We start from the raw sequence: 25,817 nt of genomic DNA on the forward strand, positions 1-25,817 counted from the left end.
GGAGCGGCTCGCCCGGCGCATGGCGCGCGGCGCGGCGTTCCTCGGCTCCGAGGTCGCGGTGCTCGGCGGCGCGATGTCGTGGGTGTCCGAGCGCAACCTCGTATCGGCGATCTCCACCGCCGGCGGTTTCGGCGTGATCGCGTGCGGCGCGATGACGCCCGCACTGCTCGATACCGAGATCGCCGAGACGAAGGCGCGCACCGATCGCCCCTTCGGCGTCAACCTCATCACCATGCATCCCGATCTGTTCGCGCTGATCGAGGTCTGCGGGCGCCACAAGGTCGGCCATGTCGTGCTGGCGGGCGGGTTGCCGCCCAAGGGTGCGCTCGAGGCGATCAAAGCCACCGCCGCAAAGGTCATCTGCTTCGCGCCCGCGCTCGGCCTTGCGAAAAAGCTCGTGCGCTCGGGCGTCGACGCACTGGTGATCGAGGGAATGGAGGCCGGTGGCCATATCGGGCCCGTCTCCACCAGCGTGCTCGCGCAGGAGATATTGCCCGAGATCGCCGAACAGGTGCCGGTGTTCGTCGCCGGCGGTATCGGCCGCGGCGAGGCGATCGCGGGCTATCTCGATCAGGGCGCCGCAGGCGTGCAGCTCGGCACGCGTTTCGTCTGCGCCACCGAATCGATCGCGCACCCGGCGTTCAAGAAGGCGTTCATCCGTGCATCGGCGCGCGATGCGGTGTCGAGCGTCCAGGTCGATGCGCGGCTGCCGGTCATTCCCGTTCGCGCGCTCAAGAATGCGGGCACCGAGCTGTTCACCGCCAAGCAGCGCGAAGTCGCCGCGACGCTCGACAGTGGCAGCATCGAGATGGCCGAGGCGCAGCTCCAGATCGAGCATTATTGGGCAGGCGCGCTGCGCCGCGCGGTGATCGACGGCGATGTCGAGCATGGCAGCCTGATGGCAGGCCAGTCGGTCGGCATGGTGACGAAGGAAGAACCCGTCGCCGACATCATCGCCACCTTGATGCACGAAGCCGCACACGCACTGGCACGGCGCGCGCAATAAGCTGCTTGGGGCGCAAGGTGGATCGGTGCCGCGCTTCACGTAACTGAAACCGGTTCGTTTCGCCGCATCGCGCGGCGCGTTTTAACCCGATCGAAAGCATGTCCGCTCACCATTCGCGCTCGCCAGTGCGAGCCGCGAGGAGCCGAACATGTTGCGTTGCCCCAAATCCGCCGTCGCGCTGCTGGCGCTGATTCCGCTGGTAGCCGGCTGCGCGCGCGAGGCGCCCGAGGTCGCCGTCGTCGTTCCGCCGCCAGCGCCGCCCGCCGCACCCGCGCCGATGCCGCGTCCGCCGATGGGCGCCGCGGCCACGCTCACGCTGCCGCAGCCCGCGCCCGACGGCAGCTTCGTAACGCCCAATCGGGCGCTCTCGGCGGCAGCCACCGCATGGCATCTGCGCGCCGCGCTCAACGTCGCGGTGCTGCAATGTGCCAGGCCCGGCGATCCGATGGAAGCGGGCTACAACCAGTTTCTGAAGGCCCACAAGACGGCGCTGGCATCGGCGCATTCGACGCTGGCACGCGAATACCGCGCCGCGCACGGCGCGCAGGCACAGGACGCCTTCGACGATGCGATGACGCGGCTCTACAATTTCTACGCGCAGCCGCCCGCACGCAGCGGCTTCTGCGCTGCTGCCGCACCGCTGGTGGCGCAGGCCGCTGCGTTGCCCGCCGATGGCCTTGCGGACTTCGCCGCCCCGACGCTCGCCGCACTCGACGTGCCATTCACCGATTTCTATCGCGCCTATGCGCAGTACCGGCAGGATCTGGCTGCATGGCATGCGGGCCGCTCGAAGCCTGTGATGGTCGCCGCCGTGGCGGCACCGCGCCTCGCGGTCGATCCGGCGCTGCTGATGGCCGATGCATCGGTCACGGCGCGCGGCGGCGTGCGCTACGCGGCGCGCTAAGCGCCACACTTTTGACAACCGCTTGGGGCTGGCGACGCAATCTGATAGCGGTCATCCATGCCCGTTTCGGCCGCCGCTTCCGCCCGCGAGATCCTCGTCCGCCTGCACGACGTAATGGCGGCGCGCACCGCCGCGCAGGCCAAGCTCAACAGCGTCGTCAACATCATCGGCGAGGCGCTCGATAGCGAGGTCTGCTCGATCTACCTGCTGCGCGAGGGTGTGCTCGAGCTGTTCGCCACGCGCGGGCTCGCCGAGGCCGCCGTTCACGTCACCAAGCTCGCGATGGGCGAGGGGCTTGTCGGCACCATCGCCGCCAATGTCGAGACGCTCAATCTCGACGAGGCCGCGAGCCATCCCGATTTCGCCTACCGCCCCGAAACGGGCGAGGAGAAGTTCCACAGCTTCGCCGGCGTCCCCGTCATCCGGCGCGAGCGTGCGGTGGGTGTCCTCGCGGTCCAGCATGCCGATCCGCGCCGCTATGCCGATGTCGAGATCGAGGCGTTGCAGACCGTTGCGATGGTGCTGTCCGAGCTCATTGCCAATGCCGGGCTCATCGACCAGGCCACTACCGACGCGACGCGCCCGCAATCGACTGCCTCGGTCCGCATTGAGGGCTTCCGGCTCGTCGACGGCATGGCCGCCGGCGCAGCGGTGTTCCACCAGCCGCGCGTGGTGATCGAGCATACCGTCGCCGAGGATGTCGAGGCCGAGCGCCACCGCGTCTATGCCGCGTTCGACAAGATGCGCGACCAGATCGACCGGATGGCGAGCCAGGCCGAGTTCGGCGTCGGCGGCGAGCATGACGAGGTGCTCGCGACCTACAAGATGTTCGCCTATGACGAGGGCTGGGCACGCCGCATCAATGAGGCGATCGACAGCGGCCTGACCGCCGAGGCGGCGATCGAGCGCGTGCAGCAGCGCACGCGGATGCGGATGCGCGAGATCGACGATCCGCTGCTGCGCGATCGCATGCACGATCTCGAGGATCTGTCGAACCGGCTGCTGCGCATGGTCTCGGGCCAGCTCGGCACCGCGGCGCAGATGGGGCTGCGGCAGGATTCGATCTTGATCGCGCGCAATCTGGGGCCGGCCGAGCTGCTCGAATATGACCGCCGCCGTCTGAAGGGCGTCGTGCTCGAGGAAGGATCGCTCACCGCGCACGTCACCATCGTCGCGCGCGCCATGGGTGTGCCCGTGCTCGGCCGCGTACGCGACGTGCGACGGCTGATCGCCGAGGGCGACCGGCTGCTGCTCGACGTGACGGGCGAGGCGGTGATCGTGCGGCCCAATCTGGCGATGGAGGAGGCGTTCGACGCCAAGTTCGCGCGCGGCCAGAAGCGCCGCGCCGCCTTCGCCGCGCTCAAGAATGTGCCGCCGGTGACGAAGGACGGCACGCGCATCACGCTGATGGTCAATGCCGGGCTGCGCGATGATGTGGCGGCGCTCGACCTGACCGGCGCCGACGGCATCGGCCTGTTCCGCACCGAGTTCCAGTTTCTCGTCTCGGCCACGCTGCCGCAGCGCGAGCGCCAGCAGCGCCTCTATCGCGACGTGCTCGACGCGGCGGGTGATCGTCCCGTGGTGTTCCGCACCGTCGATATCGGCGGCGACAAGGCACTGCCCTATCTCGACCATGACGACGAGCATCTCGAGGAAAACCCCGCGATGGGCTGGCGTGCGCTGCGCCTGGCGCTAGAACGCGAGGGGCTGATGAAGGCGCAGGCGCGCGCGCTGCTCGAAGCGGCCGCCGGGCGAACGCTCAACGTGATGTTCCCGATGGTGAGCGAGCCATGGGAATTCGATCAGGCGCGCGCGCTGTTCGAGGCGCAGCGCAAATGGATCGCCGCGCGTGGCCGCAAGCTGCCGCACGAGGTGCGCTACGGCGCGATGCTCGAAGTGCCGGCGCTCGCCGAAGTGCTCGACCTACTGCTGCCCAAGCTCCAGTTCCTGTCGATCGGCACCAACGACCTCACGCAGTTCCTGTTTGCCGCCGATCGCGCGCATCCCAAGCTGGCGCTGCGTTACGATTGGCTGAGCCCGTCGATCCTGCGCTTCGTCCGCCGCGTGGTCGAACCCGCGCGCGCCGCTGCCGTGCCCGTCGCGGTCTGTGGCGAGATGGGCGGCCGCCCGCTCGAGGCGATGGCGCTGCTGGGGCTGGGGATCGACCGGCTCTCGATCACGCCAGCGGCTGTCGGCCCGGTCAAGGCGATGATCCGCTCGCTCGATCTGGCGGCGTTCCGCGCGCACCTTAACGCCTGCCTCCAGCACCCGCCAACCAATCTGCGCGCCTCGCTCGAGGATTGGGCGACCGCGCACGGCGTCGAGATCACCTGATTTGCGGCGAAAAGATGCGCTGGCCCCCTCGTTCGCGCGCCGGATTGCGTGCTAGGGTATGCCGGCGACGCAGGAGATGATGGGGCGCAACCCTCCTGTGCGGAGACGTTGATGATGGATACGCCTGATCCGGGCACAGGCGGCCCGTCGACCCGAACGGGCGACCGGCTGCGCGATGCGCGCGAGGCACAGGGGCTGACGCTGGCCGATATCGCGCAGCGCACGCGCATACCGCTCCGGCATCTCGAATCGATCGAGGCGTCGACCTACGCGTCGCTGCCCTCGATCACCTACGCGATGGGGTTTGCGCGCGCCTATGCCCGCGCCGTCGGTCTCGACGAGGTGGCGATCGCGCGCGATTTGCGTGCCGAGCTCGCGACCACGTGGCAGCAGCCTCCGCGCCACGAGCCGTACGACCCAAGCGAGCCGGCGCGCGTGCCGCCGCGCGGTATCGCGATGGCGGGGCTCGCGGTGTTCGTGCTGCTGCTGGCAGGCATGGCGATCTGGTACGGCTCGAATCTGTTTCGCGGCGATGGCGGGCGATCGACCGCTGCCGCCCCCGCGCCGACACAGGCGGTAGCGCCGGCACCCGCGCCGACGCAGCCGGTCGCATCGCAGGGCGGGCAGGTGACGCTCGTCGCTGCCGACGAGGTGTGGGTCCGCGTCTACACCGCCGGCGACGAAACGCTGCTCACCCGCACGATGCAGCCCGGCGAACGGTTCGACGTGCCGCGCGATGCCGACGGCCCGATGGTCAATGTAGGCCGTCCCGAAGCGCTCAAGGTGCTGGTCGATGGCCGCGAGATGGCCCCGCTCGGCCCGGCTGGACGCGCCGTCAGCGATGTGCCCATCGGCGCTGCGGCATTGCGCGCGCGCGCCTCGGGTGGTTAAGCTTGTTGCGACGATCCTTTCTGTAGCGACACCGGGGGGTGTTCCCATGCGTTATGCCGTTTCCACAATGATCGCAGCTGCCGTGGCGCTGTCGCCCGGTGCTGCGCTTGCGCAGTCAGCCGTAGAGGGCCGCGTCGACCGGCTCGAGCGCGAGATGCGCGCGGTGCAGCGCAAGGTGTTTCCGGGCGGTGCCGGCCAGCTCATCCAGCCCGATATCACGGCACCCGCCACGCCGCTCGCCACGCCGGGCACGCCCGCGACCAGCGCGGTCGCCGATCTCAACGCGCGGATAAGTGCGCTCGAGGCCCAGATCACGACGATGACCGGGCAGATCGAGCAGTCGCAGTTCCGCATGCGCGAGGCCGAGCAGGCGTTCGAGGCGTATCGCCGCGCTACCGACACGCGGCTGTCGGCGATCGAGGCACGCGGCGCGGCGCCCGTATCGAGCGAGGTTTCCGCGGCCGGCGACACGCGGCCCGCGGCTGCTGCTGCCGCGCCCGCAAGCGGCGCGCGCGCCGAGCGGGTCGCCGCCGTCGTGCGCCCCGATACCGGCGACGCGGCCGAGGATGCCTATGTCTATGGCTTCCGGCTGTGGGAAGCCAAGCTCTATCCCGAGGCGCAGGCGCAGCTCAAGGACATGGTGTCGAAGCACCCCAAGCATCGCCGCGCGAGCTACGCGCAGAACCTGCTCGGCCGCGCCTATCTCGACGAGGGCAAGCCCAGCCTCGCCTCGATCGCCTTCTACGACAATTACAAGAAGATGCCCGACGGCGAGCGCGCGCCCGACAGCCTCTTTTATCTGGGCCAGGCGCTCACCCAGCTCAAGAAGCCCGCCGATGCGTGCAAGGTCTATGGCGAGCTGACCGACGTCTATGGCGAGCGCATCTCGGCAAGCATGGCCGCCGATGTCGCGCGGGCGCGCACCGCCGCCAAATGTGGATGAGCTATTCGCGCCGCCGCCCGAGGCCGAGGGGCGCTTTCGCCGGCATCTGATCGCGGCGCTCGGCTTCTCGCTCGGCCACAGCGACGTGATCGGGCTCGCCGTGTCGGGTGGTCCCGACAGCATGGCGTTGCTGACGCTCACCGCCGCCGTGCTTCCCGGGCGCTGCATGGCGGCGACCGTCGATCATCGCCTGCGCGAAGGGAGCGCCGACGAGGCGGCGATGGTCGCCCGCCATTGCGCCGCGATCGGCGTGCCGCACATCATCCTTACCCCCGATCACCCGATCATCGGGTCGAGCCTTCAGGCGCGCGCGCGCGAGGTGCGCTACCGGCTGCTCGCGCACTGGGCCGCCGCCGCGCAATTGCGCGCGGTCGCGACGGCGCATCACCTCGACGATCAGGCCGAGACGTTTCTGCTGCGCGCAGGGCGCGGATCGGGCATTTCGGGGCTGGCCGGCATCCGCGTGCGCCAGCATATCGATGACATGCTGGTCGTGCGGCCGTTGCTCGGCTGGCGGCGCGAGGCGCTTGCCGAGCTCGTCCGCGACGTGCCGCATGTGCACGATCCGAGCAACGCCAACGAGCGCTTCGACCGCACACGCGTGCGCCGCGTGCTCGCGCCCGATGGGCCTATCGATGTCGGCGGTGTTGCCCGGTCGGCCGCGATTCTCGCGCAGACCGACGACGATCTGCGCGCGCTCATCGCGATGCTGTGGGACGAGCGCGCGAGCAGCCCGTCGCCCGGCATCGTCGATCTGCGCATCGACCGGTTGCCCTATCAGGCGCGTCGCAATCTCACCCAGCGCGCGCTTGCGACCGTTCGCGCCGAGGCGGGCATCGCCAGCCCCGGCTTCGGCGAGGCGACGAGCATCGAGCCGCTGCTCGCCCGCCTCGCGCTCGGCGAAACCGCGACGCAGGCGGGCGTCATCATCAAGGTCCGCGCGCGCGCTACCTGGCGTTTTTCGCCGGCGCCGCCGCGGCGCGCGCATTGACGCCGATGCATCCGGCGAAGCGATCACACCGATCGACGCTGTTCCATTGCCATTAACCTGCGCACGCCTATCTTGGGCCTGAGGAAAGGTGTCTCGACGCATGAACGACAACGACAAGCAGCAGGGCCCCGAGAACAGCGGCGGTGGCGGCAATCCCTGGATGCGCAGCCTGATGATCTGGGTGGGCATCCTGCTGGCGCTCGCCCTGTTCGTGACGATGTTCGACGGACGCTCGGCGCAGTCGGGCGGCAACGTGATTTCCTATTCGGCGTTCCTCGACAAGGTCGAGGAGGGCTCGGTGCGCGAGGTCAACGTCGCGCCCAACATGATTACCGGCACACTGAGCAACGCCGAGCGCTTCCGCACCAACACGCCCGACGATCCGCAGCTCATCCAGCGGCTGCGCGAGGAAGGCGTGACGATCAATGCGCGGCCCGAGGAAGGGCCGAACATCTGGATGGTGCTGCTCTATCAGTCGCTGCCCTTCCTGCTGTTCCTCGGCATTGCCTTCTTCGTGCTGCGCCAGATGCAGAAGAATTCGGGCGCCGGCGGTGCGATGGGCTTCGGCAAGTCGCGCGCCAAGATGCTGACGCAGAAGGAAGGCAAGGTCACCTTCGACGACGTCGCGGGCATCGACGAAGCGCGCGAGGAGCTCGAGGAGATCGTCGAGTTCCTGAAGGACCCGACCAAGTTCGCGCGGCTGGGCGGCAAGATTCCCAAGGGCGCGCTGCTCGTCGGCAGCCCCGGCACCGGCAAGACGCTGCTCGCGCGCGCCATCGCGGGCGAGGCGGGCGTGCCCTTCTTCACCATCTCGGGCTCGGACTTCGTCGAGATGTTCGTCGGCGTCGGTGCCAGCCGCGTGCGCGACATGTTCGAACAGGCCAAGAAGTCGGCGCCGTGCATCGTCTTCATCGACGAGATCGACGCCGTCGGCCGCCATCGTGGCGCGGGCCTCGGCAACGGCAATGACGAGCGCGAGCAGACGCTCAACCAGCTGCTCGTCGAGATGGACGGCTTCGAGGCGAACGAAGGCATCATCATCATCGCGGCGACCAACCGCCCCGACGTGCTCGACCCCGCGTTGCTGCGTCCGGGTCGCTTCGACCGGCAGGTCGTGGTGCCGCGCCCCGACATCGAGGGTCGCGTCAAGATTCTCGAAGTCCATATGAAGAAGGTGCCGCTGGCCCCCGACGTCGACAGCCGTACCATCGCGCGCGGCACGCCAGGCTTCTCGGGCGCCGATCTCGCCAACCTCGTCAACGAGGCGGCGCTGATGGCGGCGCGCAAGTCGAAGCGCCTCGTCGCGATGCAGGAGTTCGAGGAAGCCAAGGACAAGGTCATGATGGGCGCCGAGCGCCGCAGCATGGTCATGACCGAGGATGAGAAGCGCATGACCGCCTATCACGAGGCCGGCCACGCCATCGTCTCGCTGCACGAGCCGGCGTCGGACCCCATCCACAAGGCGACGATCATCCCGCGCGGTCGCGCACTCGGCATGGTGATGCGCCTGCCCGAGCGCGATTCGTACAGCTATCACCGCGACAAGATGTACGCCAACCTCGCGGTGTCGATGGGCGGCCGCGTCGCCGAGGAGATCATCTTCGGCTATGACAAGGTGTCGTCGGGCGCATCGGGCGACATCCAGTACGCCACGGGCCTCGCGCGCGATATGGTCACCAAGTGGGGCATGTCGGACACCGTCGGCCCCGTCGAATATGCCGCACCCGAAGGCGAGAGCTTTCTCGGCTATTCGTCGAGCCAGCCGGTGCGCATGTCGAACGAGACCGCGCAGTTGATCGACGCCGAGATTCGCAAGACCGTCGAGGGCGGGCTCGCGCGCGCACGCGACGTGCTTACCGAGCATATCGACCAGCTGCACAAGCTGGCCGGCGCGCTGCTCGAATATGAGACGCTCTCGGGAGACGAGATCAAGCGCGTGCTGGCGGGTGACGATATCGATCGTGGCGATGCCGCCAAGCGCAACACCCCGGTTGCGGCCGCAGGCACGTCGATCCCCAAGACGCGGCGCCCCAAGGGGCCGTTCGGCTCGCCGCAGCCGGCGTGAGGTGAGGTTTAAGCCCGGCCGTTCGTGCTGAGTAGGGGCCGAGCAGCCCTCGCAGAGGGCGTATCGAGGACGCGTATCGAAGCACGGTTTCGCGCGCAGCCTATCCTTCGATAATCCGCCTCGATACGCTGCTGCGCAGCTACTCGACGGCTACTCAGGACGAACGAGGGTTTGTCGCCAGCACGGCGGAGTCACAACCGCCGATCGGGCGCGTCCATCATATGGGCGATCGTCTCGATCTTGCCGTCCGCGATCCGTATCTCGTTGAACGACGGCCGCGTCGCGCGGACGCGCTCGGATAGCGTGCCCGCACCGATCAGCCGCACGCTCCGCCCCGCCACCTCGTGTGCGATATCGAACGGATCGTGCACATGCCCCGTCAGCACCGCATGTGCGCCCGCGTCCGCCAGCGCCGCGAGCGCCGCCGTGCCCCCGCGCGTCCGCGCCTCGGTGCGCGTTCCGGCATCGACCAATGGATGATGCGCTGTGACGAGCACCGTATCGCCCGCCGGCACCTCGGCGATCGCCGCCAGCGTCTCGGCCAGCGCATCGCCCGCGACATAGCCCTTCGACCAGTTGAGCCGCAGCTGAACTCGCGCGGTGGTGCGCAACGGCACGATGCTCACGCCCGCCAGTTCGATCGGCCGCTCGATCAGCTTCTCCAGCGTGCGATAGCGGCGATAGGGCATGAACAGGCGGCGCAGCGGATTGTAGACGGGCAGGTCGTGATTGCCGACTTCCACCGTCGTCGGCACGGCGAGGCTTTCGAGCCACGCGGCCGCCGCCTCGAACTCGCCCAATCGCGCGCTCTGCGTAAGGTCGCCCGTCATCAGCACCGCATCGGGCGCTTCGCGGCGCACGCAACCGGCGAACCAGTCGAGCGCCGCCTGATCCTCGGCGCCGAAATGCAGGTCGCTCACATGATAGAGCCGCACGCTCATGCGCCGTTCGCCTTGGTACAGATGAACTGCTCGGCGCTCATGCCGCCGGTGATGCGCGTACCGCGTTCGAGCCGCTGCGGCTCGCCGTCGAACAGCGCGAGCACGGGTCGGCGTCCCTCGATCGTCAGGTGACGGCTGATGCTGTGCGTCACCGAGCTTGCCTCCACCCAGTCGCCCGAAACCCAGTTCCAGCCCAGATTGGCGATCGTGCGCCAGTCGCGCGCGTCGATCCCCGCTACGTCGAGGCCTTTCGCGTCGGGGCGCACCAGCACTGCCTGGTAGCGTTTGCGCAGCCGTACCGATCCCGAGACGCGCACGCCGCGCCCAAAGGTGCGACTCCAGGCATGGCGGATCGCGCGCAGCATCGCGCCCAGCCGCCGTTTGCGCACTGCCTCGCGCGCGCGGAACCACTGTGCCGCCGGCCCGATGATGAGCCCCACGAACGCGCGATGCGCGCCCGCCTCGATGAACGGCAGCGCCACGGTCCGGTGCGCTGCGTGCGCTGCGCGGATGATCGCATGCGGGTCGAGACTGTCGTGCAGCGCCTTTGCCAACAGGTTCATCGTGCCGCCCGGCAGGATGAGAAAGCGGCCGTTCCAGCCGGCGAGCTTGCACAGCGCGGCATTGATCGTGCCGTCGCCGCCGAACAGCACCACTGCGTCGACGTCATGCGCGTCGAGCGTCGCCGCATCGGGCAGATCGTCCTCGGGAAACAGCGTGCGTCCCGCCAGCGTCAGCCCGCGCTCGGCGAACACTTCCTCGATCGCCGCGCATCTCTCGGTACTTGCCGACCCCGAATTGGGGTTGGTGACGAACCACAGCCTGTCGATCTTGTGCCCCATATCGCACCCAGAACGATGCACGCTGCCGAAGGATGCAGCATTTGCGTGCGCGAGCCGCTATGCACGGCGCCGGAACACACGCGAATTTCGGGAAAGCATGGCACCGCCACCCAGCACGACCACCGTTTCGGGAGAGTTCGAAGGCGAAGCGCCCGCGCGTCCCAGCCTGTCCGAAAGCTATCGTACCGTCGCGGTGCCGGCGGGCAGGGGGCAGTTCTGGCGCAAGATGGGCGCCTTTGCAGGCCCCGGCTATCTCGTCGCCGTCGGCTATATGGACCCCGGCAACTGGGCCACCGATCTCGCCGGCGGCTCGGCCTTCGGCTATACGCTGCTGTCGGTCATCCTGTTCTCGAACATCATGGCGATGATCCTGCAATCGCTGTGCGCCAAGCTCGGCATTGTCGCCGGGCTCGATCTGGCGCAGGCTTGCCGCCAGAACTACCCCCGTCCGATCCGCTGGGCCTTGTGGTTCCTGTGCGAACTGGCGATCATCGCCTGCGATCTGGCCGAGGTCATCGGCACCGCGATCGCGCTGCAACTGCTGTTCGGCATTCCGCTCGTCTGGGGCGTCGTCATCACCGCGGTCGACGTGATGCTCATCCTTGCGCTCCAGCGCTTCGGCTTCCGCAAGCTCGAGGCGTTCATCGTCGCCTTGCTCGTCATCATCGCGGGCTGCTTCGCGGTGCAGCTTGCGCTGGCGCAGCCGAGCATCGCCGGCATCGCATCGGGACTGATCCCCGATCCCGAGATCGTCACCAATCCGGCGATGCTCTACATCGCCATCGGCATCCTCGGCGCCACGGTGATGCCGCACAACCTGTATCTGCATTCGTCGATCGTGCAGACGCGCAGCTTCGTGCAGGACGAGCCCGGCAAGCGCGAGGCGCTCAAGATGGCAACGATCGACAGCACGATCGCGCTCGGCCTCGCCTTCTTCATCAACGCCTCGATCCTGATCCTCGCCGCCGCCACCTTCCACGCCGCCGGCCGCACCGACGTGGCCGAGATCCAGGACGCCTATCAGCTGCTCACGCCGATGCTGGGGGCAGGAGTGGCGAGCACGCTGTTCGCCGTCGCACTGCTGGCCTCGGGCCAGAACTCGACGATCACCGGCACGCTCGCTGGCCAGATCGTGATGGAAGGCTTTCTCAACCTGCGCTTTCCCGCATGGCTGCGACGCATTCTCACACGGATGCTGGCGATCGTGCCTGCCGCCACCGTCGCCGGCCTTTACGGGCAGAGCGGCACCGCGCAGCTGCTGATCTTCAGCCAGGTCGTGCTCAGCCTTCAGCTGCCCTTCGCGGTGTGGCCGCTCGTCCGCTTCACCAGCGACAAGCGGCTGATGGGCGGCTTCGTTAACGGCACCGTGATGAAGATCGTGGCATGGGCCATCTGCTTCACCGTCATCGGCCTCAACGTCACGCTGCTCGCCCAGACGTTCCTGTGAGCGTCGTTAACGCTTTGATCGGTCGCGACAGGCTATCGGTGGCGACGATGCGCGTCGCCCTGATCCTGCTCGCCCTGTCGGCTCCTGCCCATGCCGCGCATACCGGCATCGTGCGCCGCAACGGCTATGGCTGGTCCGACGTCGCGATCTTCGTCATCGTCGCGGGCGGGCTGCTGCTCGCGCAGGCCGCGATGCGCCGGCGCGCGCGACGCGCCGAACGCGAACGCCGGGATTGACCCGCGCGGCATCGCGCCGCATCGCTTGGGGCATGACCGCAACCGATCCGCTCGACGCGCTCGAAGCCGTCGTCCGCAGCCGCCGTGGCGGCGATCCCGCCGCGAGCTACGTCGCCAGCCTGTTCGCCAAGGGCCGCCCCAAGATCGCGCAGAAGCTCGGCGAGGAAGCCGTCGAGGCGGCGATCGCCGCGGTGCAGGGCGATCGCGAGGCGCTGAAGGGCGAGGCCGCCGACCTGCTGTTCCACCTCATCGTCCTGCTCGTCGATTCGGGCCTGCGGCTCGACGACGTGCGTGCCGAACTCGTCCGGCGCGAAGGCCTGTCGGGACTGATCGAAAAGGCGCAGCGCGCGCACCCGGCGCCGCCGCCCGCGCCACCTCCGCCGCCACGCCCCGCGCCACCCGTGCCGCCTGTGTCGCCCGCGTCGCCCAGCACTCGGCCCGAAGCCTCGCTCGCGCCGCGTCCGCTTTCGGCCGGCCCCGCGTATGACGATGCGCCGCGTCCGCTCCCCATCGCCAAGGAAGACCGCTGATGCCGATCGACGCCACCGCCGCCTATGACGACGGCAATATCTTCGCGCGCATCCTGCGCGGCGAAATTCCCTGCAACCGAGTGTTCGAGGATGCGCATGCGCTCGCGTTCCACGACATCAATCCGCAGGCGCCGCATCATGTGCTGGTGATCCCCAAGGGTCGCTATGTCAGCTGGGACGATTTCAGCGCCCGCGCCGACGATGCCGAGATTGCGGGGTTCGTGCGCGCAGTGGGCCATGTCGCGCGCGCGGCGGGGCTAGTCGCGCCGGGCTATCGCCTGCTCGCCAATGTGGGCCGCGATGCGCATCAGGAGGTGCCGCACCTCCATGTCCACATCTTCGCCGGCCGGCCGCTCGGGCCGATGCTCGCCGGCACCGACTGAAAACCCGCGCGCGGGCCGGTAACTTCGCGGTTGCACAAAGGGCATTTCGCTCTAGGCTCGCGCCTTTCGTAACCTGCGGCGTATCGTTGCCGCTCCTGGGGGGGAGCCCTTCATGATTTTCGGGCGCGTAAAGTCACTCGACGCCATATTGGCGACGGCCGAGAAGAAATCGCTCACGCGATCGCTCGGCGCGTTCCAGCTCACCATGCTCGGCGTCGGCGCCATCATCGGCACCGGCATCTTCGTTCTGACCGCCGAGGCCGCGCAGAAGGCGGGTCCGGGCATGATGATCGCGTTCATCATTGCCGGTGCCGTCTGCGCCGTTGCCGCGCTCTGCTATGCCGAAATGTCGTCGATGGTCCCGGTTTCGGGGTCGGCCTATACCTATAGCTATGCCGTGATGGGCGAGCTGCTCGCCTGGATGGTCGGCTGGGCGCTCGTGCTCGAATATACCGTCGCGGCGGGTGCCGTTTCGGTCGGCTGGTCGGGCTATTTCGTCGGCCTGCTGCGCGAGTTCGCGGGGCTCGATCTGCCCGCGGCGTTCACGCTGGGGCCGATCGACGGCGGCATCGTCAACGTGCCCGCCTTCCTCATCGCGCTGCTCGTCACCTGGCTGCTGGTGATCGGCACCAGGGAATCGGCGGCGATCAACGCGGTGCTCGTGGCGATCAAGATCGCGGCGCTCACCTTGTTCTGCATCCTCGCGCTGCCGGTGATGCAGTCGAGCAATTTCGAGCCGTTCGCGCCGCTCGGCTTCGGCGGCATCTCGGCGGCGGCCGCATCGATCTTCTTCGCCTATGTCGGCTTCGATGCGGTATCCACCGCGGCCGAGGAAACCAAGAATCCCCAGCGCAACATGCCGATCGGCCTGATCGGCAGCCTCGCTATCTGCACCATCTTCTACATCCTGGTAGCCGCCGGCGTGATCGGCACCGTCGGCGCGCAGCCGCTGTTCGATGCCAATGGCGCGGTGCTGGCCGCGGGCAGCGCCGAACTCGCCGCCGCCTGCGCGACCGCCGCGGGTGAGGGCGCCGTCGTCTGCTCGAAGGAAGCGCTGGCGTGGACGCTGCGCGAGATCGGCTGGCAGCAGGTGGGCAATCTCATCGGGCTGGCCGCGGGCCTCGCGCTGCCGTCGGTCATCCTGATGATGATGTTTGGCCAGACGCGCATCTTCTTCGTGATGAGCCGCGACGGGCTGTTGCCGCCGGTGCTCTCGAAGGTGCACCCGCGCTACAAGACGCCGCATGTGGTGACGATGATTACCGGCGTGTTCGTCGCCTTCTTCGCCGCCCTGTTCCCGGTGGGCGCGCTCGCCGAAATCTCGAATGCGGGCACGCTGTTCGCCTTCGCGATGGTGGCGATCGCGGTGCTGGTACTGCGTCGGACCGACCCCACGCGCCATCGTCCCTTCCGTACGCCCGCCATCTATCTGGTGGCGCCGCTTGCGGTCGGCGGGTGTCTCTACCTGTTCTTCAGCCTGTCGGGTTACACGCTGACGCTCACCGCAAGCTGGGCGATTGTCGGGCTCATCGTTTATTTCGGCTATAGCCGCTCGCACAGCCATGTCGGCCGCGGCATCGTCGATACGCATGAGGACGATGCCGACGTGCCGCCGCAGCCGGTGCCGCCGCTTCCCGGCGCGCCGACGCCGGGCGGCAAACAGGCCTAGGTTCGGACTGAACGGAAAAAGGGCCGGAGGAGCGATCCTCCGGCCCTTTTCTTTGGTCTGTCAGACGGGCCGGCGCACCGCAATCCCCGCTTCGGCCAGCGCGCGATGCGCATCGGCGATCGTCGCCTCGCCGAAATGAAAGATCGACGCGGCGAGCACCGCGCTCGCATGGCCGTCGCGCACGCCCGCGACCAGATGGTCGAGCGATCCGACGCCGCCTGATGCCACTACCGGCACGTCGACGGCGTCGGCGATGCGCCGGATCAGCGCCAGGTCATAGCCGTCGCGCGTGCCGTCGCGGTCCATCGAGGTGACGAGCAGTTCGCCCGCGCCCAATCCCACCAGTCGCAGCGCGTGCTCGATCGCGTCGTTGCCCGTTGCGCGACGCCCGCCATGCGTGAACACCTCCCAGCGATCCTCGGCCACGCGCCGTGCATCGACCGAGGCGACGACGCACTGGCTGCCGAAGCGCGCTGCGATGTCGCTCACCACTTCGGGGCGCGTCACGGCGGCCGAATTGACCGCCACCTTGTCGGCGCCCGCCAGCAGCAGCGCGCGCGCATCGTCGGCGCTGCGCACGCCGCCGCCCACCGTCAGCGGCATGAAACAGACCTCGGCAGTGCGCCGCACCACGTCGAGGATCGTGCCGCGTGCCTGGTGGCTCGCGGTGATGTCGAGGAAGCAGAGTTCGTCGGCGCCCGCCGCGTCATAGGCACGCGCCTGTTCCACGGGATCGCCGGCATCGCGCAGATCGACGAAGTTCACCCCCTTCACCACGCGACCGTTCGCCACGTCGAGGCAGGGGATTACGCGCGCGCGGACGCTCATTGCCGCGCCAGCGCGATCGCCTGCGCGAGATCGAGCCGGCCGTCATACAGCGCGCGGCCGGTGATGACGCCTTCGACGCCATCGGCGACATGGCCGCGCAGCGCCTCGATATCGCCTACCCCTGCAACCCCGCCCGATGCGATGACCGGGATCGATACGGCGCGGGCCAGCGCCACCGTCGCTTCGACGTTGCAGCCCTTGAGCAGCCCGTCGCGGCCGACATCAGTGAACAGCAGCGCGGCGACGCCGGCATCCTCGAAGCGGCGCGCCAAGTCGGTCACGCTCACGTCCGACACATCGGCCCAGCCCGCGGTCGCGACCATGCCGTCGCGCGCATCCACCGCGACCACGACGGCGCCGGGATGCGCATGGGCCGCCGCGCGCACGAAGTCGGGGTCGCGCAATGCCGCCGTGCCGATCACCACGCGCGCCACGCCCAGCGCCAGCCATTGCTCGACCGCAGCGATGTCGCGGATGCCGCCACCCAATTGCACACGCCCCGGAAACGCCGCGACGGCGGCCGCCACGGCGTCGCCGTTCACCGAGGCGCCCGCGAACGCGCCGTCGAGATCGACGACATGCAGATGATCGGCGCCCGCGTCGGCAAAGGCGCGCGCCTGCGCGGCCGGATCGTCGCCATAGACCGTCGCCCGGTCCATATCGCCCTCGGCCAGTCGCACGACCTGGCCTGCCTTGAGGTCGATCGCGGGAAAGATCGTCAGGGCCGCCATGCGAGGAACCTTTCGAGCAGCGCGATGCCGTAACGCTGGCTCTTTTCGGGGTGGAACTGGATGCCGGCCAGATTGTCGCGGCCGATCGCGGCGGTCACATTGCCGCCATGCGTGGTGGTCGCCAGCACGTCGTCGCCCTCGAAGGCGTAGCTGTGCAGGAAATAGGCTTCGCCCGGCACGATCAGCGGATGGGGCAGGGCAGGCACCACGTCGTTCCAGCCCATATGCGGCACGCGCACGCCGGGCGCGGCAGGCAGGCGGCGCACACTGCCCGCGATCCAGCCGAGCCCGGCATGGCTACCCATTTCTTCGCCGCGCGTTGCCATCAGCTGCATGCCCACGCAGATGCCGAGGAACGGTACGCCGCCTTTCAGCGCACGCTCCTCGATCGCCTCGACCATGCCGGGCAGTGCGGCCAGCCCGTCGCGACAGGCAGCGAATGCGCCGACGCCGGGCAGTACGATGCGCTCCGCGCGGCGCACGGCTTGCGGATCGTCGGTGATCGCTAGATCAGTGGCACCGGCAGCCTTCAGCGCATTGGCGACCGAATGGAGATTGCCCGCGCCGTAATCGATCAGCGCAACGCTCACCGCGCGAACGCCTCGCGCATCGCCGCCGTCGCGAAGCTTGTCGAGAAGGCGATCACCTCAAAGGTCGCCACGCCCTCGACCACGAACGGGTCGGTCGCCGCCACCGCCTCGACGGCTTCGGGCTCGCCATGGAACAGGAGCACGCCGCCAGTGCGCGGCTGACGCCGGCCGGCAAGCACCATCACGCCCGCACGCATCGCTTCCTCGAGCCATGCGACATGCGCCGGCAGATGCGCGTCGACCGCCTCGAGATCGGCGGTGTAGGTCAGCAGCACGAGGCACATCGGTGCGCCCGGGCGGATGAAGTCGACGCTCACAGCACGCCCTTGGTCGAGGGGATCGCGTCGGCCTTGCGCGGATCGATCTCCACCGCCTCGCGCAGCGCACGCGCCAGCCCCTTGAACGCGCTTTCGGCGATATGGTGGTTGTTGTCGCCGTACAGCGTCTCGACGTGCAGCGTCAGGCCGGCGGTCTGCGCGAAGCTGTGGAACCAGTGCTGGAACAGCTCGGTATCCATCTCGCCCAAACGCGGCTGGCTGAACGCCGATTTCCACACCAGCCACGGCCGGCCCGAGATGTCGACGGCGACGCGCGTCAGCGTCTCGTCCATCGGGCTCAGCGCGTCGGCATAGCGGCGGATGCCGCGCTTGTCGCCCAGCGCCTGCGCGACCGCCTGGCCGAGCGCCAGCGCCGAATCCTCGACGGTATGATGCTGGTCGATATGCAGGTCGCCATCGCATTTCAGCGTGATGTCGATCAGCGAATGGCGCGCGAGCTGCTCGAGCATATGGTCGAAGAAGCCGACGCCCGTCGCGATGTCGTAGGTGCCGGTCCCGTCGAGATTGACCGTCACCGCAATGGCGGTTTCGGCGGTGTTGCGCTGGATGGTGGCGGTCCGCATGGCGTGCACATAGCGTGTCGCGCGCGCCGTGCAATCTTGACGCGGGGGTGGCAGCGTCTAGCAAGGGCAATATGAGCGCCAACGTACCCGACAGCCTGATTCCCTATGACGAGATCGTGCAGGAAGCGCTGCGCGCCGTCGTCGGCCGCGTGCTCAATTCGGTCGCGAGCTCGGGCGGGCTGCCCGGCCAGCATCATTTCTATATCACCTTCAAGACCGGCGCGGCGGGCGTCGACATTCCGCAACGGCTGAGCGACCGCTTTCCCGACGAGATGACGATTGTCCTCCAGCACCGCTACTGGGACCTGACGGTCGACGAGAACCGATTCTCGGTGGGGCTGAGCTTCAACCAGATACCCTCGACGCTCGTCATTCCCTTCTCGGCGATCACCGGCTTCCACGATCCCGCGGTCAATTTCGAGCTGCGCTTCCAAGCCGCCGACGCGCCCGACGAGGTCGAGCCGCACGAGCCCGAGAATGACGGCGACGACACCGTGCGCGGCGCCGATGACGGATCGAACGTCGTCTCGGTCGATTTCAAGCGAAAGAAGTAGCGTTCAGTCGAGCGTCGCGTCGGCGGGCATTTCGTCGACGCGCGGCACCTTGCCCGCAAGCGCGGCATCGAGCCGGTCGCGGTCGAGCCGGCCTTCCCAGCGCGCCACTACCAGGGTCGCCACGGCGTTGCCGATGAAGTTGGTGAGGCTGCGGCATTCGGACATGAAGCGGTCGACGCCGAGGATCAGCGCCATTCCCGCCACCGGCACGCCGGGCACGATCGAGAGCGTCGCCGCCAGCGTGATGAACCCCGCGCCCGTCACGCCCGCCGCGCCCTTCGACGACAGCATCGCCACGCCCAGCAGCAGCAGTTGCTCGCCGATCGAAAGTTCGACCCCCGTCGCCTGCGCGATGAACAGCGCGGCCATCGTCATGTAGATGTTGGTGCCGTCGAGGTTGAAGCTGTAGCCCGTCGGCACCACCAGCCCGACGATCGACTTGGGCACGCCCGCCCGCTCCATCTTCTCGATGAGCGCGGGCAGCGCGCTTTCGGACGAGGAAGTGCCGAGCACGAGCAGCAGCTCGGCCTTCAGATAGCCGATCAGCCGGAAGATCGAGAAGCCGCAGGTGCGCGCCACCAGCCCCAGCACGACGAACACGAACAGCAGCGAAGTGAGGTAGAAGGTCGCGACCAGCGCCGCGAGGTTCGCGAGCGTGCCGAGGCCATAGGCGCCGATCGTGAACGCCATCGCGCCGAACGCGCCGATGGGCGCCGCGCGCATCAGGATCGCCACCACCTTGAACACCGCGAGCGAGACCTGATCGAGCAGGTCGAGCACCTTTTCGCCACGCGCGCCGATCGCCGCCAGCCCGATCCCGAACAGGATCGCGACGAACAGGGTCTGGAGGATGTTGCCGTCGGTCAGCGCCGACAGGAAGCTGTCGGGGATGATGTTCAAGAGGAACGCGGTGAGCGAGGATTGCTGCGCCTGCTCGGCATAGGTCGCGACGTTCGCGCCATCGAGCGTGGCGGGGTCGATGTTGAGCCCGTCGCCCGGCCGCACCACATTGGCCACCACCATGCCGATGATAAGCGCCAGCGTCGAGAAGGTGAGGAAATAGGCGAAGGCCTTGCCCGCCACGCGCCCGACCGCCGCCAGATCGCGCATGCCGGCGATGCCCGTGACGATCGTCAGGAAGATCACGGGTGCGATAATCATCTTCACCAGCTTGATGAAGGCATCGCCCAGCGGTTTCATCGCAGCCCCCGTATCGGGTGCGAAATGGCCGAGCGCCACGCCGGCGGCGATGGCGATCAACACCTGGACGTACAGATGCGCATACCAGCGCGGTTTCGCGCGCAGCTCGTCCGGGGCTGCGGCGGCGATCGGCGGCTGCAAGGCTATGCCGCGGGCCGAGCGCGCAGCAAGGCGCTACGCAGGCACTCGCATACCAGCTCGTCGCGCTGGTTGTGCAGCCGGTGCCGCCACGTCACGATGCCCTGACCGGGGCGCGAGCGCGACGGCCGGATCTCCACCACTTCGCTCGATGCGCGCAGCGTATCGCCGATGAAGACGGGGGCGGGCATCACCACCTTGTCGTAGCCCAGATTGGCGACCAGCGTGCCCAGCGTCGTATCGCCCACGCTCAGCCCCACCATCAGCGCGAAGGTGAAGGTGCCGTTGACGAGAATGCGCCCGAACTCGCTTGCCGCCGCCGCCTCGGCATCGAGATGCAACGGCTGCGGATTATGCGTCATCGTGCTGAACAGAAGATTGTCGGTTTCGGTCACCGTGCGGCGTAGGTCATGCGCGATCGTGTCGCCCACCTGCCATTCGTCGAACCAGCGTCCCGCCATGTCAGTCTCCCGCGCGCTCAATCCGCGCGAGCAGCGCGTCGACCTGCACCTGTGCGCCGACCTCGGCGTCAAGCTCGGCCACGATGCCGTCGAACGGCGCGGTTAGCGCGTGTTCCATTTTCATCGCCTCGAGCGTCAGCAGCTTCTGCCCCGCCGATACCGTATCGCCCTGGACCACGTCGAGCGACAGGATGCGCCCCGGCATCGGCGACAGGATCGCACCGTCGCCCGCCGCGCCCGCCGCCATGCCGCCGGCGCGCCAGCGCGCGAACGCAAAAGTCGCGCCGTCCTCGACGATCAGCAGTTCGTCGCCGATCAGTCGCCCTGCGGTCTCGGGATGCGTCGCCAAGAGATCGATGCGCCGATGCTCGCTGCCCGCCGCCACCGCGATTGCGTTGCGCGGCGCGGCGTTGAGGCGCAGGCCCGCCACCGCTCCCCATATACCGGCGCCGTCGTCCACCGTCGCCCAGGCGAGCGTATGCGCGGCGGCTACCCACGCCGCATCGCTCGGCTTGGTCGCGGGCAGCAGCGTATCGAGATTGGCGGCGATGAAACCGGTATCGACTTCGCCCGCGACGAACGCGGGATGGCGCAGCGCGTTCACCAGAAAGCCCGCATTCGATACGACGGGCCATATGCCGACCGTCGCCACCTCGTCGGCGAGCTGTTCGATCGCCGCCTCGCGTGTGTCGGCATGTGCGATGAGCTTTGCGATCATCGGGTCGTAGAAGGGCGTCACCGCATCGCCTTCCTCGACGCCGGTATCTACGCGCAGCGCACCGTGCGGCAGATCGAGCATCTTGAGCGGCCCGGTCGACGGTAGAAAGCCGCTCGTCGCATTCTCGGCATAGAGCCGCGCCTCGATCGCGTGGCCGTCGATCGAAAGTTCTTCCTGACGCAGCGGCAGCGGCTCGCCCGCCGCGACACGCAGCTGCCACTCGACCAGATCGACCCCGGTGATCGCCTCGGTCACCGGATGCTCGACCTGGAGCCGCGTGTTCATTTCCATGAACCAGGTGCGATCGGCGCGCAGGCCCTCGCTCGCATCGGCGATGAATTCGATCGTGCCGGCGCCCACATAGTCGACCGCCTGCGCCGCGCGTACCGCCGCCGCGCAGATGGCTTGCCGCGTCGCTGCATCCATGCCGGGGGCAGGGGCCTCCTCGATCACCTTCTGATGGCGGCGCTGGAGCGAGCAGTCGCGCTCGAACAGGTGGACGACATTGCCGTGGCTATCGCCGAACACCTGCACTTCGATATGGCGGGGCGCGAGGATGTACTTCTCGATCAGCACGCGATCGTCGCCGAAGCTCGCGGCCGCCTCGCGCTGGCACGACGCCAGCAGCTCGGCGAAATCGGCGGCATCATCGACGCGGCGCATTCCCTTGCCGCCGCCGCCTGCCACCGCCTTCACGAGCACTGGATAGCCGATGGCATCGGCTTCGGCCCTGAGCCGCTCGGCCGACTGGTCCTCACCCAGATAGCCCGGCGTCACCGGCACGCCCGCCGCGATCATCCGCGCCTTGGCGGCGTCCTTCAGCCCCATCGCGCGGATCGCGGCCGGCGGCGCGCCGACCCAGATCAGGCCCGCCTCGGCCACCGCCTCGGCGAAATCGGCATTCTCCGACAGGAAGCCATAGCCCGGATGGATCGCCTCCGCGCCCGCCTCGCGCGCCGCAGCGATGATCCGCTCACCCACAAGATAGCTCTCGCGCGCAGGCGATGGGCCGATATGCACCGCCGCGTCGGCCAGACGCACGTGCAGCGCGGTGGCATCGGCATCCGAATGGACGGCGACGGTACGGATGCCCATCGCCCGCGCGGTGCGGATGATACGGCAGGCGATCTCGCCACGATTGGCGATGAGGAGTGAAGCGAACATGCGGGTTCCTAAATCCTCCCCGAGCTTGTCTCGGGGAGGGGGACCATGCGAAGCATGGTGGAGGGGAGGACGCGATGCTGAGAGACGCGGCGCCGAATGCGCGCGCAGGTGCGACTGGAAAGGCACGCGTGCTGCGCCGGCAGATCAGCCTTTCCGAGGTACTCGTCTGGCGCGTGCTTCGCGATCGCCCCGGCAAGCTGAAGTTCCGCCGCCAGCATCCCAGCGGGCCGTATATCCTCGACTTCTACTGTTCCGATGCCAGGCTTGCGGTCGAGGTGGACGGAGCGGGGCATAATGCTCCCGAACGGCAAGCGCGCGACGACCGGCGCGATGCCTTTCTGGCGCAAGCTGGTATCAAAACGTTGCGCATCCCCGCGCGCGATGTGCTGGCCGATCTGGACAGCGTCGTGCGTGGTATCGTTGCCGCAGCCCTCACGCGGCTGCCCCTCCACCATCCGGCTGCGCCGGACGGTCCCCCTCCCCGAGACAAGCTCGGGGAGGATTTTTAGCGCATCCCCCGTCACATCCGGAACACGCCGAACGCGGGGCGCTCGGGGATGGGGGCGTTGAGGCTGGCCGCCAGCGCCAGCCCCAGCACGTCGCGCGTCTGCGCGGGGTCGATGATCCCGTCGTCCCACAGCCGCGCGGTCGCGTGCCAGGGGTTGCCCTGCGCTTCGTAATCGTCGCGGATCGGCCGCTTGAACGTCTCGGCCTCCTCGGGCGTCCAGCGCGCGGCGTCGCGGTGCACCGTCGCCAGCACACTCGCGGCCTGCTCGCCGCCCATCACGCTGATGCGCGCATTGGGCCAGGTGAACAGGAAGCGTGGGGAATAGGCCCGCCCGCACATGCCGTAATTGCCTGCGCCGAAGCTGCCGCCGATCAGCACCGTCAGCTTGGGCACGGTCGCGGTCGCCACTGCCGTCACCAGCTTGGCGCCGTGCTTGGCGATTCCCTCGGCCTCGTATTTGCCGCCGACCATGAAGCCCGAGATGTTCTGGAGAAACAGCAGCGGAACGCGGCGCTGGCAGGCCAGCTCGATGAAATGCGCGCCCTTGACCGCACTCTCGCTGAACAGCACGCCGTTGTTGGCGAGGATCGCCACGGGCATCCCATGGATATGCGCGAAGCCGCACACCAGCGAGCTGCCGTACAGCGCCTTGAATTCATGGAACGCGCTGCCGTCGACCAGCCGCGCGATCACCTCGTGCACGTCATAGGGCGCGCGCACGTCCTGCGGAACGATGCCGTACAGCTCCTCGGCCGGATAGAGCGGCGCGCGCGGCTCGGCGAGCGGCAGGCCGTGCGCATGATCGGCGGGCAGGTGGCTGACGATATCGCGCACGATCTGCAAGGCGTGCTCATCATCCTCGGCGACATGATCGACCACGCCCGACTTGCGGCCATGCAGGTCGCCGCCGCCCAGTTCCTCGGCCGAGATGACCTCGCCCGTCGCCGCCTGCACCAGCGGCGGGCCGGCGAGGAAGATCGTTCCCTGCTCGCGCACGATGACGCTCTCGTCGCTCATCGCGGGCACATAGGCGCCGCCCGCGGTGCAGCTGCCCATCACGCAGGCGATCTGCGGAATGCCCTTGGCCGACATATTGGCCTGGTTGAAGAAGATGCGGCCGAAATGATCGCGATCGGGAAACACCTCGGCCTGATGCGGCAGGTTGGCGCCGCCCGAATCGACGAGATAGATGCACGGCAGCCGGTTCGCCTCGGCGATTTCCTGCGCGCGCAGATGCTTCTTCACCGTCATCGGGAAGTAGGTGCCGCCCTTCACCGTCGCGTCGTTGCACACGATCATGCACATGCGACCGGAGACACGGCCGATGCCCGCGATCACGCCGGCGCCCGGCACTTCGCCGTCATACAGGTCGAACGCCGCGAGCTGGCCGATCTCGAGCACGGGCGAGCCCGGATCGAGCAACCGCTCGACGCGATCGCGCGGCAGCAGCTTGTCGCGCGCGACATGGCGTTCGCGCGCCTTCTCGGTGCCGCCCAGCGCCGCCTGCGCCACATCGGCGCGCAACCGCTCGGCCAACGCGCAGTTGTGCGCGGCATTGGCGCGGAAAGCGTCGCTGTCGGGCGCGACCTTGCTGGCGAGGACGGGGCCGCTCACTGCGCGCGCGGGGCGTCGCCGCCGATCAGCTCGCGGCCGATCAGCATCCGGCGGATCTCGTTGGTCCCCGCGCCGATATCGAGCAGCTTGGCGTCGCGCAGGAAGCGCTCGACGGGCCAGTCCTTGGTATAGCCCGCGCCGCCCAGCGCCTGCACCGCCTCGCCCGCGACGCGAAAGGCGTTCTCGCTCGCCAGCAGGATCGCACCCGCGGCGTCGAAGCGCGTCGTCCTGTCGGCATCGCAGGCGCGCGCCACGGCATAGACATAGGCGCGCGCCGAATTGAGCGCGACATACATGTCGGCGATCTTGGCCTGCATCAGCTGGAAGCCGCCGATCGGCGTGCCGAACTGGCGGCGCTCGCGCACATAGGGCAGCACCACGTCGAGACAGGCCTGCATGATGCCGAGCTGGATGCCCGCCAGCACCGTGCGCTCATAGTCGAGCCCCGACATCAGCACCGCGACGCCGCCATTCTCGGGGCCCATCACCTGCGCGTCGCTCACGAAACAGTCGTCGAACACCAGTTCGGCCGTCGGGCTGCCGCGCATCCCCATCTTGTCGATCTTCTGGCCGATCGAAAAGCCGGGCATGTCCTTCTCGATCAGGAAAGTGGTGATGCCACGCGATCCCTCGCCGGTCTTGGCATAGACCACCAGCGTGTCGGCATAAGCGGCATTGGTGATCCAGAACTTTGTGCCGTTGAGCACCCAGCCACCGTCGGCGCGCACCGCCTTCAATTTCATCGAAACCACGTCGGAGCCGGCCTGCGCCTCGGACATCGCCAGACTGCCGACATGCTCGCCCGAAATGAGCTTGGGCAGATATTTCGCCTTCTGCTCGGGATTGGCCCAGCGCGCGATCTGGTTGACGCACAGGTTCGAATGCGCGCCGTAGGAAAGCCCGATCGATGCCGAGGCGCGCGCGACTTCCTCGCACGCGATCACATGCTCGAGATAGCCGAGGCCAAGGCCGCCATCGGCCTCGCTCACGGTAATGCCGTGCAGGCCGAGTGCGCCCATTTCAGTCCACAGCTCGTCGCGCGGGAACCAGTCGTCGGCATCGATACGCGCGGCGAGCGGCGCGATCCGGTCGGTCGCGAAGCGCTGGGTGCTTTCGCGGATCATGTCGGCGGTTTCGCCGAGCGCGAAATCGAGGGTGGGCAGCATTGTCTCTCCTGTCACTATCCGCCCTAGCAAGGCCGGCGGCAGTGGCAAAGAGGGGGTTGGGA

The 25,817-nt window shown here is 68.3% G+C and carries 25 protein-coding genes and 1 pseudogene; 14 read left to right on the forward strand and 12 right to left on the reverse strand.

Annotated elements, in window-relative coordinates:
• The first annotated feature begins 19 nt into the window (after window positions 1-19).
• The 7 genes from FBR43_RS04095 to ftsH all read left to right on the forward strand — a co-directional run bounded on the left by FBR43_RS04095 (window position 20) and on the right by ftsH (window position 9,134).
• The gene (locus FBR43_RS04095) at window positions 20-1,006 is read left to right on the forward strand and encodes an NAD(P)H-dependent flavin oxidoreductase (RefSeq protein WP_136944030.1); all 987 of its coding nucleotides are present in this window, start codon (window positions 20-22) and stop codon (window positions 1,004-1,006) included.
• Window positions 1,007-1,154: 148 nt separating this feature from the next.
• The gene (locus tag FBR43_RS04100; protein WP_136941970.1) at window positions 1,155-1,910 is read left to right on the forward strand and encodes a hypothetical protein; all 756 of its coding nucleotides are present in this window, start codon (window positions 1,155-1,157) and stop codon (window positions 1,908-1,910) included.
• Window positions 1,911-1,967: 57 nt separating this feature from the next.
• A complete protein-coding gene (ptsP, locus tag FBR43_RS04105) occupies window positions 1,968-4,244 on the forward strand; it encodes a phosphoenolpyruvate--protein phosphotransferase (RefSeq protein WP_136941971.1) in 2,277 nt (758 codons plus the stop codon).
• A 111-nt stretch (window positions 4,245-4,355) separates the two neighbouring features.
• Window positions 4,356-5,135 (forward strand): helix-turn-helix domain-containing protein, encoded by a 780-nt coding sequence (locus FBR43_RS04110; RefSeq protein ID WP_136941972.1) that lies wholly within the window; start codon window positions 4,356-4,358, stop codon window positions 5,133-5,135.
• Between the two features lie 46 nt (window positions 5,136-5,181).
• Window positions 5,182-6,078 carry a hypothetical protein gene (locus FBR43_RS04115; RefSeq protein ID WP_136941973.1) on the forward strand — a complete coding sequence of 299 codons (897 nt, stop codon included), beginning with the start codon at window positions 5,182-5,184 and terminating at the stop codon, window positions 6,076-6,078.
• Complete coding sequence (gene tilS, locus FBR43_RS04120; protein WP_249276454.1) at window positions 6,071-7,069, forward strand: tRNA lysidine(34) synthetase TilS; 999 nt, start codon at window positions 6,071-6,073, stop codon at window positions 7,067-7,069. Before FBR43_RS04115 ends, tilS begins: the two co-directional genes overlap by 8 nt.
• 100 nt (window positions 7,070-7,169) lie before the next feature.
• Complete coding sequence (gene ftsH, locus FBR43_RS04125) at window positions 7,170-9,134, forward strand: ATP-dependent zinc metalloprotease FtsH (RefSeq protein ID WP_136941975.1); 1,965 nt, start codon at window positions 7,170-7,172, stop codon at window positions 9,132-9,134.
• A gap of 191 nt (window positions 9,135-9,325) precedes the next feature.
• Here ftsH and FBR43_RS04130 read toward each other — a convergent pair whose 3' ends face one another.
• Window positions 9,326-10,075 carry a metallophosphoesterase family protein gene (locus tag FBR43_RS04130; protein ID WP_136941976.1) on the reverse strand — a complete coding sequence of 250 codons (750 nt, stop codon included), beginning with the start codon at window positions 10,073-10,075 and terminating at the stop codon, window positions 9,326-9,328.
• Window positions 10,072-10,917, reverse strand: a complete 846-nt coding sequence (locus tag FBR43_RS04135) for a diacylglycerol/lipid kinase family protein (protein ID WP_249276455.1) — start codon at window positions 10,915-10,917, stop codon at window positions 10,072-10,074. The genes FBR43_RS04130 and FBR43_RS04135 overlap by 4 nt, the downstream gene beginning before the upstream one ends.
• A 97-nt stretch (window positions 10,918-11,014) precedes the next feature.
• Between FBR43_RS04135 and FBR43_RS04140 the strand changes: the two genes are divergently transcribed.
• From FBR43_RS04140 to FBR43_RS04160, 5 genes and pseudogenes are all read left to right on the forward strand, one after another.
• Window positions 11,015-12,364, forward strand: a complete 1,350-nt coding sequence (locus FBR43_RS04140) for an Nramp family divalent metal transporter (RefSeq protein WP_136941977.1) — start codon at window positions 11,015-11,017, stop codon at window positions 12,362-12,364.
• 47 nt (window positions 12,365-12,411) lie between these two features.
• Window positions 12,412-12,600, forward strand: coding sequence for a hypothetical protein (locus tag FBR43_RS04145; RefSeq protein ID WP_136941978.1), 189 nt, complete (start codon window positions 12,412-12,414; stop codon window positions 12,598-12,600).
• 32 nt (window positions 12,601-12,632) lie between these two features.
• Window positions 12,633-12,947, forward strand: a pseudogene (locus FBR43_RS16410) (phosphoribosyl-ATP diphosphatase); the annotation flags it as partial.
• Window positions 12,948-13,129: 182 nt separating this feature from the next.
• On the forward strand, window positions 13,130-13,513 hold the full coding sequence (locus tag FBR43_RS04155; protein ID WP_136941980.1) for a histidine triad nucleotide-binding protein: 384 nt from the start codon (window positions 13,130-13,132) through the stop codon (window positions 13,511-13,513).
• A 112-nt stretch (window positions 13,514-13,625) separates the two neighbouring features.
• Complete coding sequence (locus FBR43_RS04160; RefSeq protein WP_136941981.1) at window positions 13,626-15,182, forward strand: amino acid permease; 1,557 nt, start codon at window positions 13,626-13,628, stop codon at window positions 15,180-15,182.
• 60 nt (window positions 15,183-15,242) lie between these two features.
• Here FBR43_RS04160 and hisF read toward each other — a convergent pair whose 3' ends face one another.
• Genes hisF through hisB form a run of 5 tightly spaced genes read right to left on the reverse strand, consistent with a single transcriptional unit; the run spans window position 15,243 to window position 18,232 of the window.
• The gene (gene hisF / locus FBR43_RS04165; protein ID WP_136941982.1) at window positions 15,243-16,010 is read right to left on the reverse strand and encodes an imidazole glycerol phosphate synthase subunit HisF; all 768 of its coding nucleotides are present in this window, start codon (window positions 16,008-16,010) and stop codon (window positions 15,243-15,245) included.
• Window positions 16,007-16,741 (reverse strand): 1-(5-phosphoribosyl)-5-[(5-phosphoribosylamino)methylideneamino]imidazole-4-carboxamide isomerase, encoded by a 735-nt coding sequence (gene hisA, locus FBR43_RS04170; protein WP_136941983.1) that lies wholly within the window; start codon window positions 16,739-16,741, stop codon window positions 16,007-16,009. Before hisA ends, hisF begins: the two co-directional genes overlap by 4 nt.
• On the reverse strand, window positions 16,729-17,331 hold the full coding sequence (gene hisH, locus FBR43_RS04175; protein WP_136941984.1) for an imidazole glycerol phosphate synthase subunit HisH: 603 nt from the start codon (window positions 17,329-17,331) through the stop codon (window positions 16,729-16,731). Before hisH ends, hisA begins: the two co-directional genes overlap by 13 nt.
• The gene (locus FBR43_RS04180) at window positions 17,328-17,648 is read right to left on the reverse strand and encodes a YciI family protein (protein WP_249276456.1); all 321 of its coding nucleotides are present in this window, start codon (window positions 17,646-17,648) and stop codon (window positions 17,328-17,330) included. Before FBR43_RS04180 ends, hisH begins: the two co-directional genes overlap by 4 nt.
• Window positions 17,645-18,232 carry an imidazoleglycerol-phosphate dehydratase HisB gene (gene hisB, locus FBR43_RS04185; protein WP_136941985.1) on the reverse strand — a complete coding sequence of 196 codons (588 nt, stop codon included), beginning with the start codon at window positions 18,230-18,232 and terminating at the stop codon, window positions 17,645-17,647. Before hisB ends, FBR43_RS04180 begins: the two co-directional genes overlap by 4 nt.
• 71 nt (window positions 18,233-18,303) lie before the next feature.
• Between hisB and FBR43_RS04190 the strand changes: the two genes are divergently transcribed.
• On the forward strand, window positions 18,304-18,786 hold the full coding sequence (locus tag FBR43_RS04190) for an SspB family protein (protein ID WP_136941986.1): 483 nt from the start codon (window positions 18,304-18,306) through the stop codon (window positions 18,784-18,786).
• A gap of 3 nt (window positions 18,787-18,789) precedes the next feature.
• On the opposite strand, the gene FBR43_RS04195 is transcribed toward FBR43_RS04190, so the two are convergent.
• From FBR43_RS04195 to FBR43_RS04205, 3 genes are read right to left on the reverse strand one after another with little or no spacing between them, the layout of a single operon-like run.
• Complete coding sequence (locus FBR43_RS04195; protein ID WP_136941987.1) at window positions 18,790-20,127, reverse strand: dicarboxylate/amino acid:cation symporter; 1,338 nt, start codon at window positions 20,125-20,127, stop codon at window positions 18,790-18,792.
• Window positions 20,128-20,129: 2 nt separating this feature from the next.
• Window positions 20,130-20,585: a MaoC family dehydratase gene (locus FBR43_RS04200; protein ID WP_136941988.1), complete on the reverse strand. Its 456-nt coding sequence runs from the start codon at window positions 20,583-20,585 to the stop codon at window positions 20,130-20,132.
• A gap of 1 nt (window position 20,586) precedes the next feature.
• Entirely contained in the window at window positions 20,587-22,467 is a 1,881-nt protein-coding gene (locus tag FBR43_RS04205; RefSeq protein WP_136941989.1) for an acetyl/propionyl/methylcrotonyl-CoA carboxylase subunit alpha, read from the reverse strand.
• Between the two features lie 74 nt (window positions 22,468-22,541).
• Between FBR43_RS04205 and FBR43_RS04210 the strand changes: the two genes are divergently transcribed.
• Complete coding sequence (locus tag FBR43_RS04210; protein ID WP_136941990.1) at window positions 22,542-22,976, forward strand: endonuclease domain-containing protein; 435 nt, start codon at window positions 22,542-22,544, stop codon at window positions 22,974-22,976.
• Between the two features lie 11 nt (window positions 22,977-22,987).
• Here FBR43_RS04210 and FBR43_RS04215 read toward each other — a convergent pair whose 3' ends face one another.
• Window positions 22,988-24,589, reverse strand: a complete 1,602-nt coding sequence (locus FBR43_RS04215) for a carboxyl transferase domain-containing protein (RefSeq protein WP_136941991.1) — start codon at window positions 24,587-24,589, stop codon at window positions 22,988-22,990.
• Window positions 24,586-25,755 (reverse strand): acyl-CoA dehydrogenase family protein, encoded by a 1,170-nt coding sequence (locus FBR43_RS04220; RefSeq protein ID WP_136941992.1) that lies wholly within the window; start codon window positions 25,753-25,755, stop codon window positions 24,586-24,588. The genes FBR43_RS04215 and FBR43_RS04220 overlap by 4 nt, the downstream gene beginning before the upstream one ends.
• Window positions 25,756-25,817: the final 62 nt, after the last annotated feature.

It is taken from the genome of Sphingomonas baiyangensis (genome assembly GCF_005144715.1).
In the GTDB taxonomy this organism is placed as follows: Bacteria; Pseudomonadota; Alphaproteobacteria; order Sphingomonadales; family Sphingomonadaceae; genus Sphingomonas; species Sphingomonas baiyangensis.

What these genes read in the sequence shown, in the direction of transcription:
- FBR43_RS04135 (WP_249276455.1), bottom strand. Translation starts at nt 10,917, where the DNA reads ATGGGGCACAAGATCGACAGGCTGTGGTTCGTCACCAACCCCAATTCG.
- hisB (WP_136941985.1), bottom strand. Translation starts at nt 18,232, where the DNA reads ATGCGGACCGCCACCATCCAGCGCAACACCGCCGAAACCGCCATTGCG.
- FBR43_RS04115 (WP_136941973.1), top strand. Translation starts at nt 5,182, where the DNA reads ATGCGTTATGCCGTTTCCACAATGATCGCAGCTGCCGTGGCGCTGTCG.
- FBR43_RS04205 (WP_136941989.1), bottom strand. Translation starts at nt 22,467, where the DNA reads ATGTTCGCTTCACTCCTCATCGCCAATCGTGGCGAGATCGCCTGCCGT.
- FBR43_RS04100 (WP_136941970.1), top strand. Translation starts at nt 1,155, where the DNA reads ATGTTGCGTTGCCCCAAATCCGCCGTCGCGCTGCTGGCGCTGATTCCG.
- ptsP (WP_136941971.1), top strand. Translation starts at nt 1,968, where the DNA reads ATGCCCGTTTCGGCCGCCGCTTCCGCCCGCGAGATCCTCGTCCGCCTG.
- FBR43_RS04140 (WP_136941977.1), top strand. Translation starts at nt 11,015, where the DNA reads ATGGCACCGCCACCCAGCACGACCACCGTTTCGGGAGAGTTCGAAGGC.
- FBR43_RS04130 (WP_136941976.1), bottom strand. Translation starts at nt 10,075, where the DNA reads ATGAGCGTGCGGCTCTATCATGTGAGCGACCTGCATTTCGGCGCCGAG.
- FBR43_RS04220 (WP_136941992.1), bottom strand. Translation starts at nt 25,755, where the DNA reads ATGCTGCCCACCCTCGATTTCGCGCTCGGCGAAACCGCCGACATGATC.
- FBR43_RS04155 (WP_136941980.1), top strand. Translation starts at nt 13,130, where the DNA reads ATGCCGATCGACGCCACCGCCGCCTATGACGACGGCAATATCTTCGCG.
- FBR43_RS04145 (WP_136941978.1), top strand. Translation starts at nt 12,412, where the DNA reads ATGCGCGTCGCCCTGATCCTGCTCGCCCTGTCGGCTCCTGCCCATGCC.
- hisF (WP_136941982.1), bottom strand. Translation starts at nt 16,010, where the DNA reads ATGAGCGTCCGCGCGCGCGTAATCCCCTGCCTCGACGTGGCGAACGGT.
- FBR43_RS04190 (WP_136941986.1), top strand. Translation starts at nt 18,304, where the DNA reads ATGAGCGCCAACGTACCCGACAGCCTGATTCCCTATGACGAGATCGTG.
- FBR43_RS04095 (WP_136944030.1), top strand. Translation starts at nt 20, where the DNA reads ATGGCGCGCGGCGCGGCGTTCCTCGGCTCCGAGGTCGCGGTGCTCGGC.
- FBR43_RS04160 (WP_136941981.1), top strand. Translation starts at nt 13,626, where the DNA reads ATGATTTTCGGGCGCGTAAAGTCACTCGACGCCATATTGGCGACGGCC.
- FBR43_RS04110 (WP_136941972.1), top strand. Translation starts at nt 4,356, where the DNA reads ATGATGGATACGCCTGATCCGGGCACAGGCGGCCCGTCGACCCGAACG.
- hisA (WP_136941983.1), bottom strand. Translation starts at nt 16,741, where the DNA reads ATGGCGGCCCTGACGATCTTTCCCGCGATCGACCTCAAGGCAGGCCAG.
- FBR43_RS04200 (WP_136941988.1), bottom strand. Translation starts at nt 20,585, where the DNA reads ATGGCGGGACGCTGGTTCGACGAATGGCAGGTGGGCGACACGATCGCG.
- ftsH (WP_136941975.1), top strand. Translation starts at nt 7,170, where the DNA reads ATGAACGACAACGACAAGCAGCAGGGCCCCGAGAACAGCGGCGGTGGC.
- FBR43_RS04210 (WP_136941990.1), top strand. Translation starts at nt 22,542, where the DNA reads ATGCTGAGAGACGCGGCGCCGAATGCGCGCGCAGGTGCGACTGGAAAG.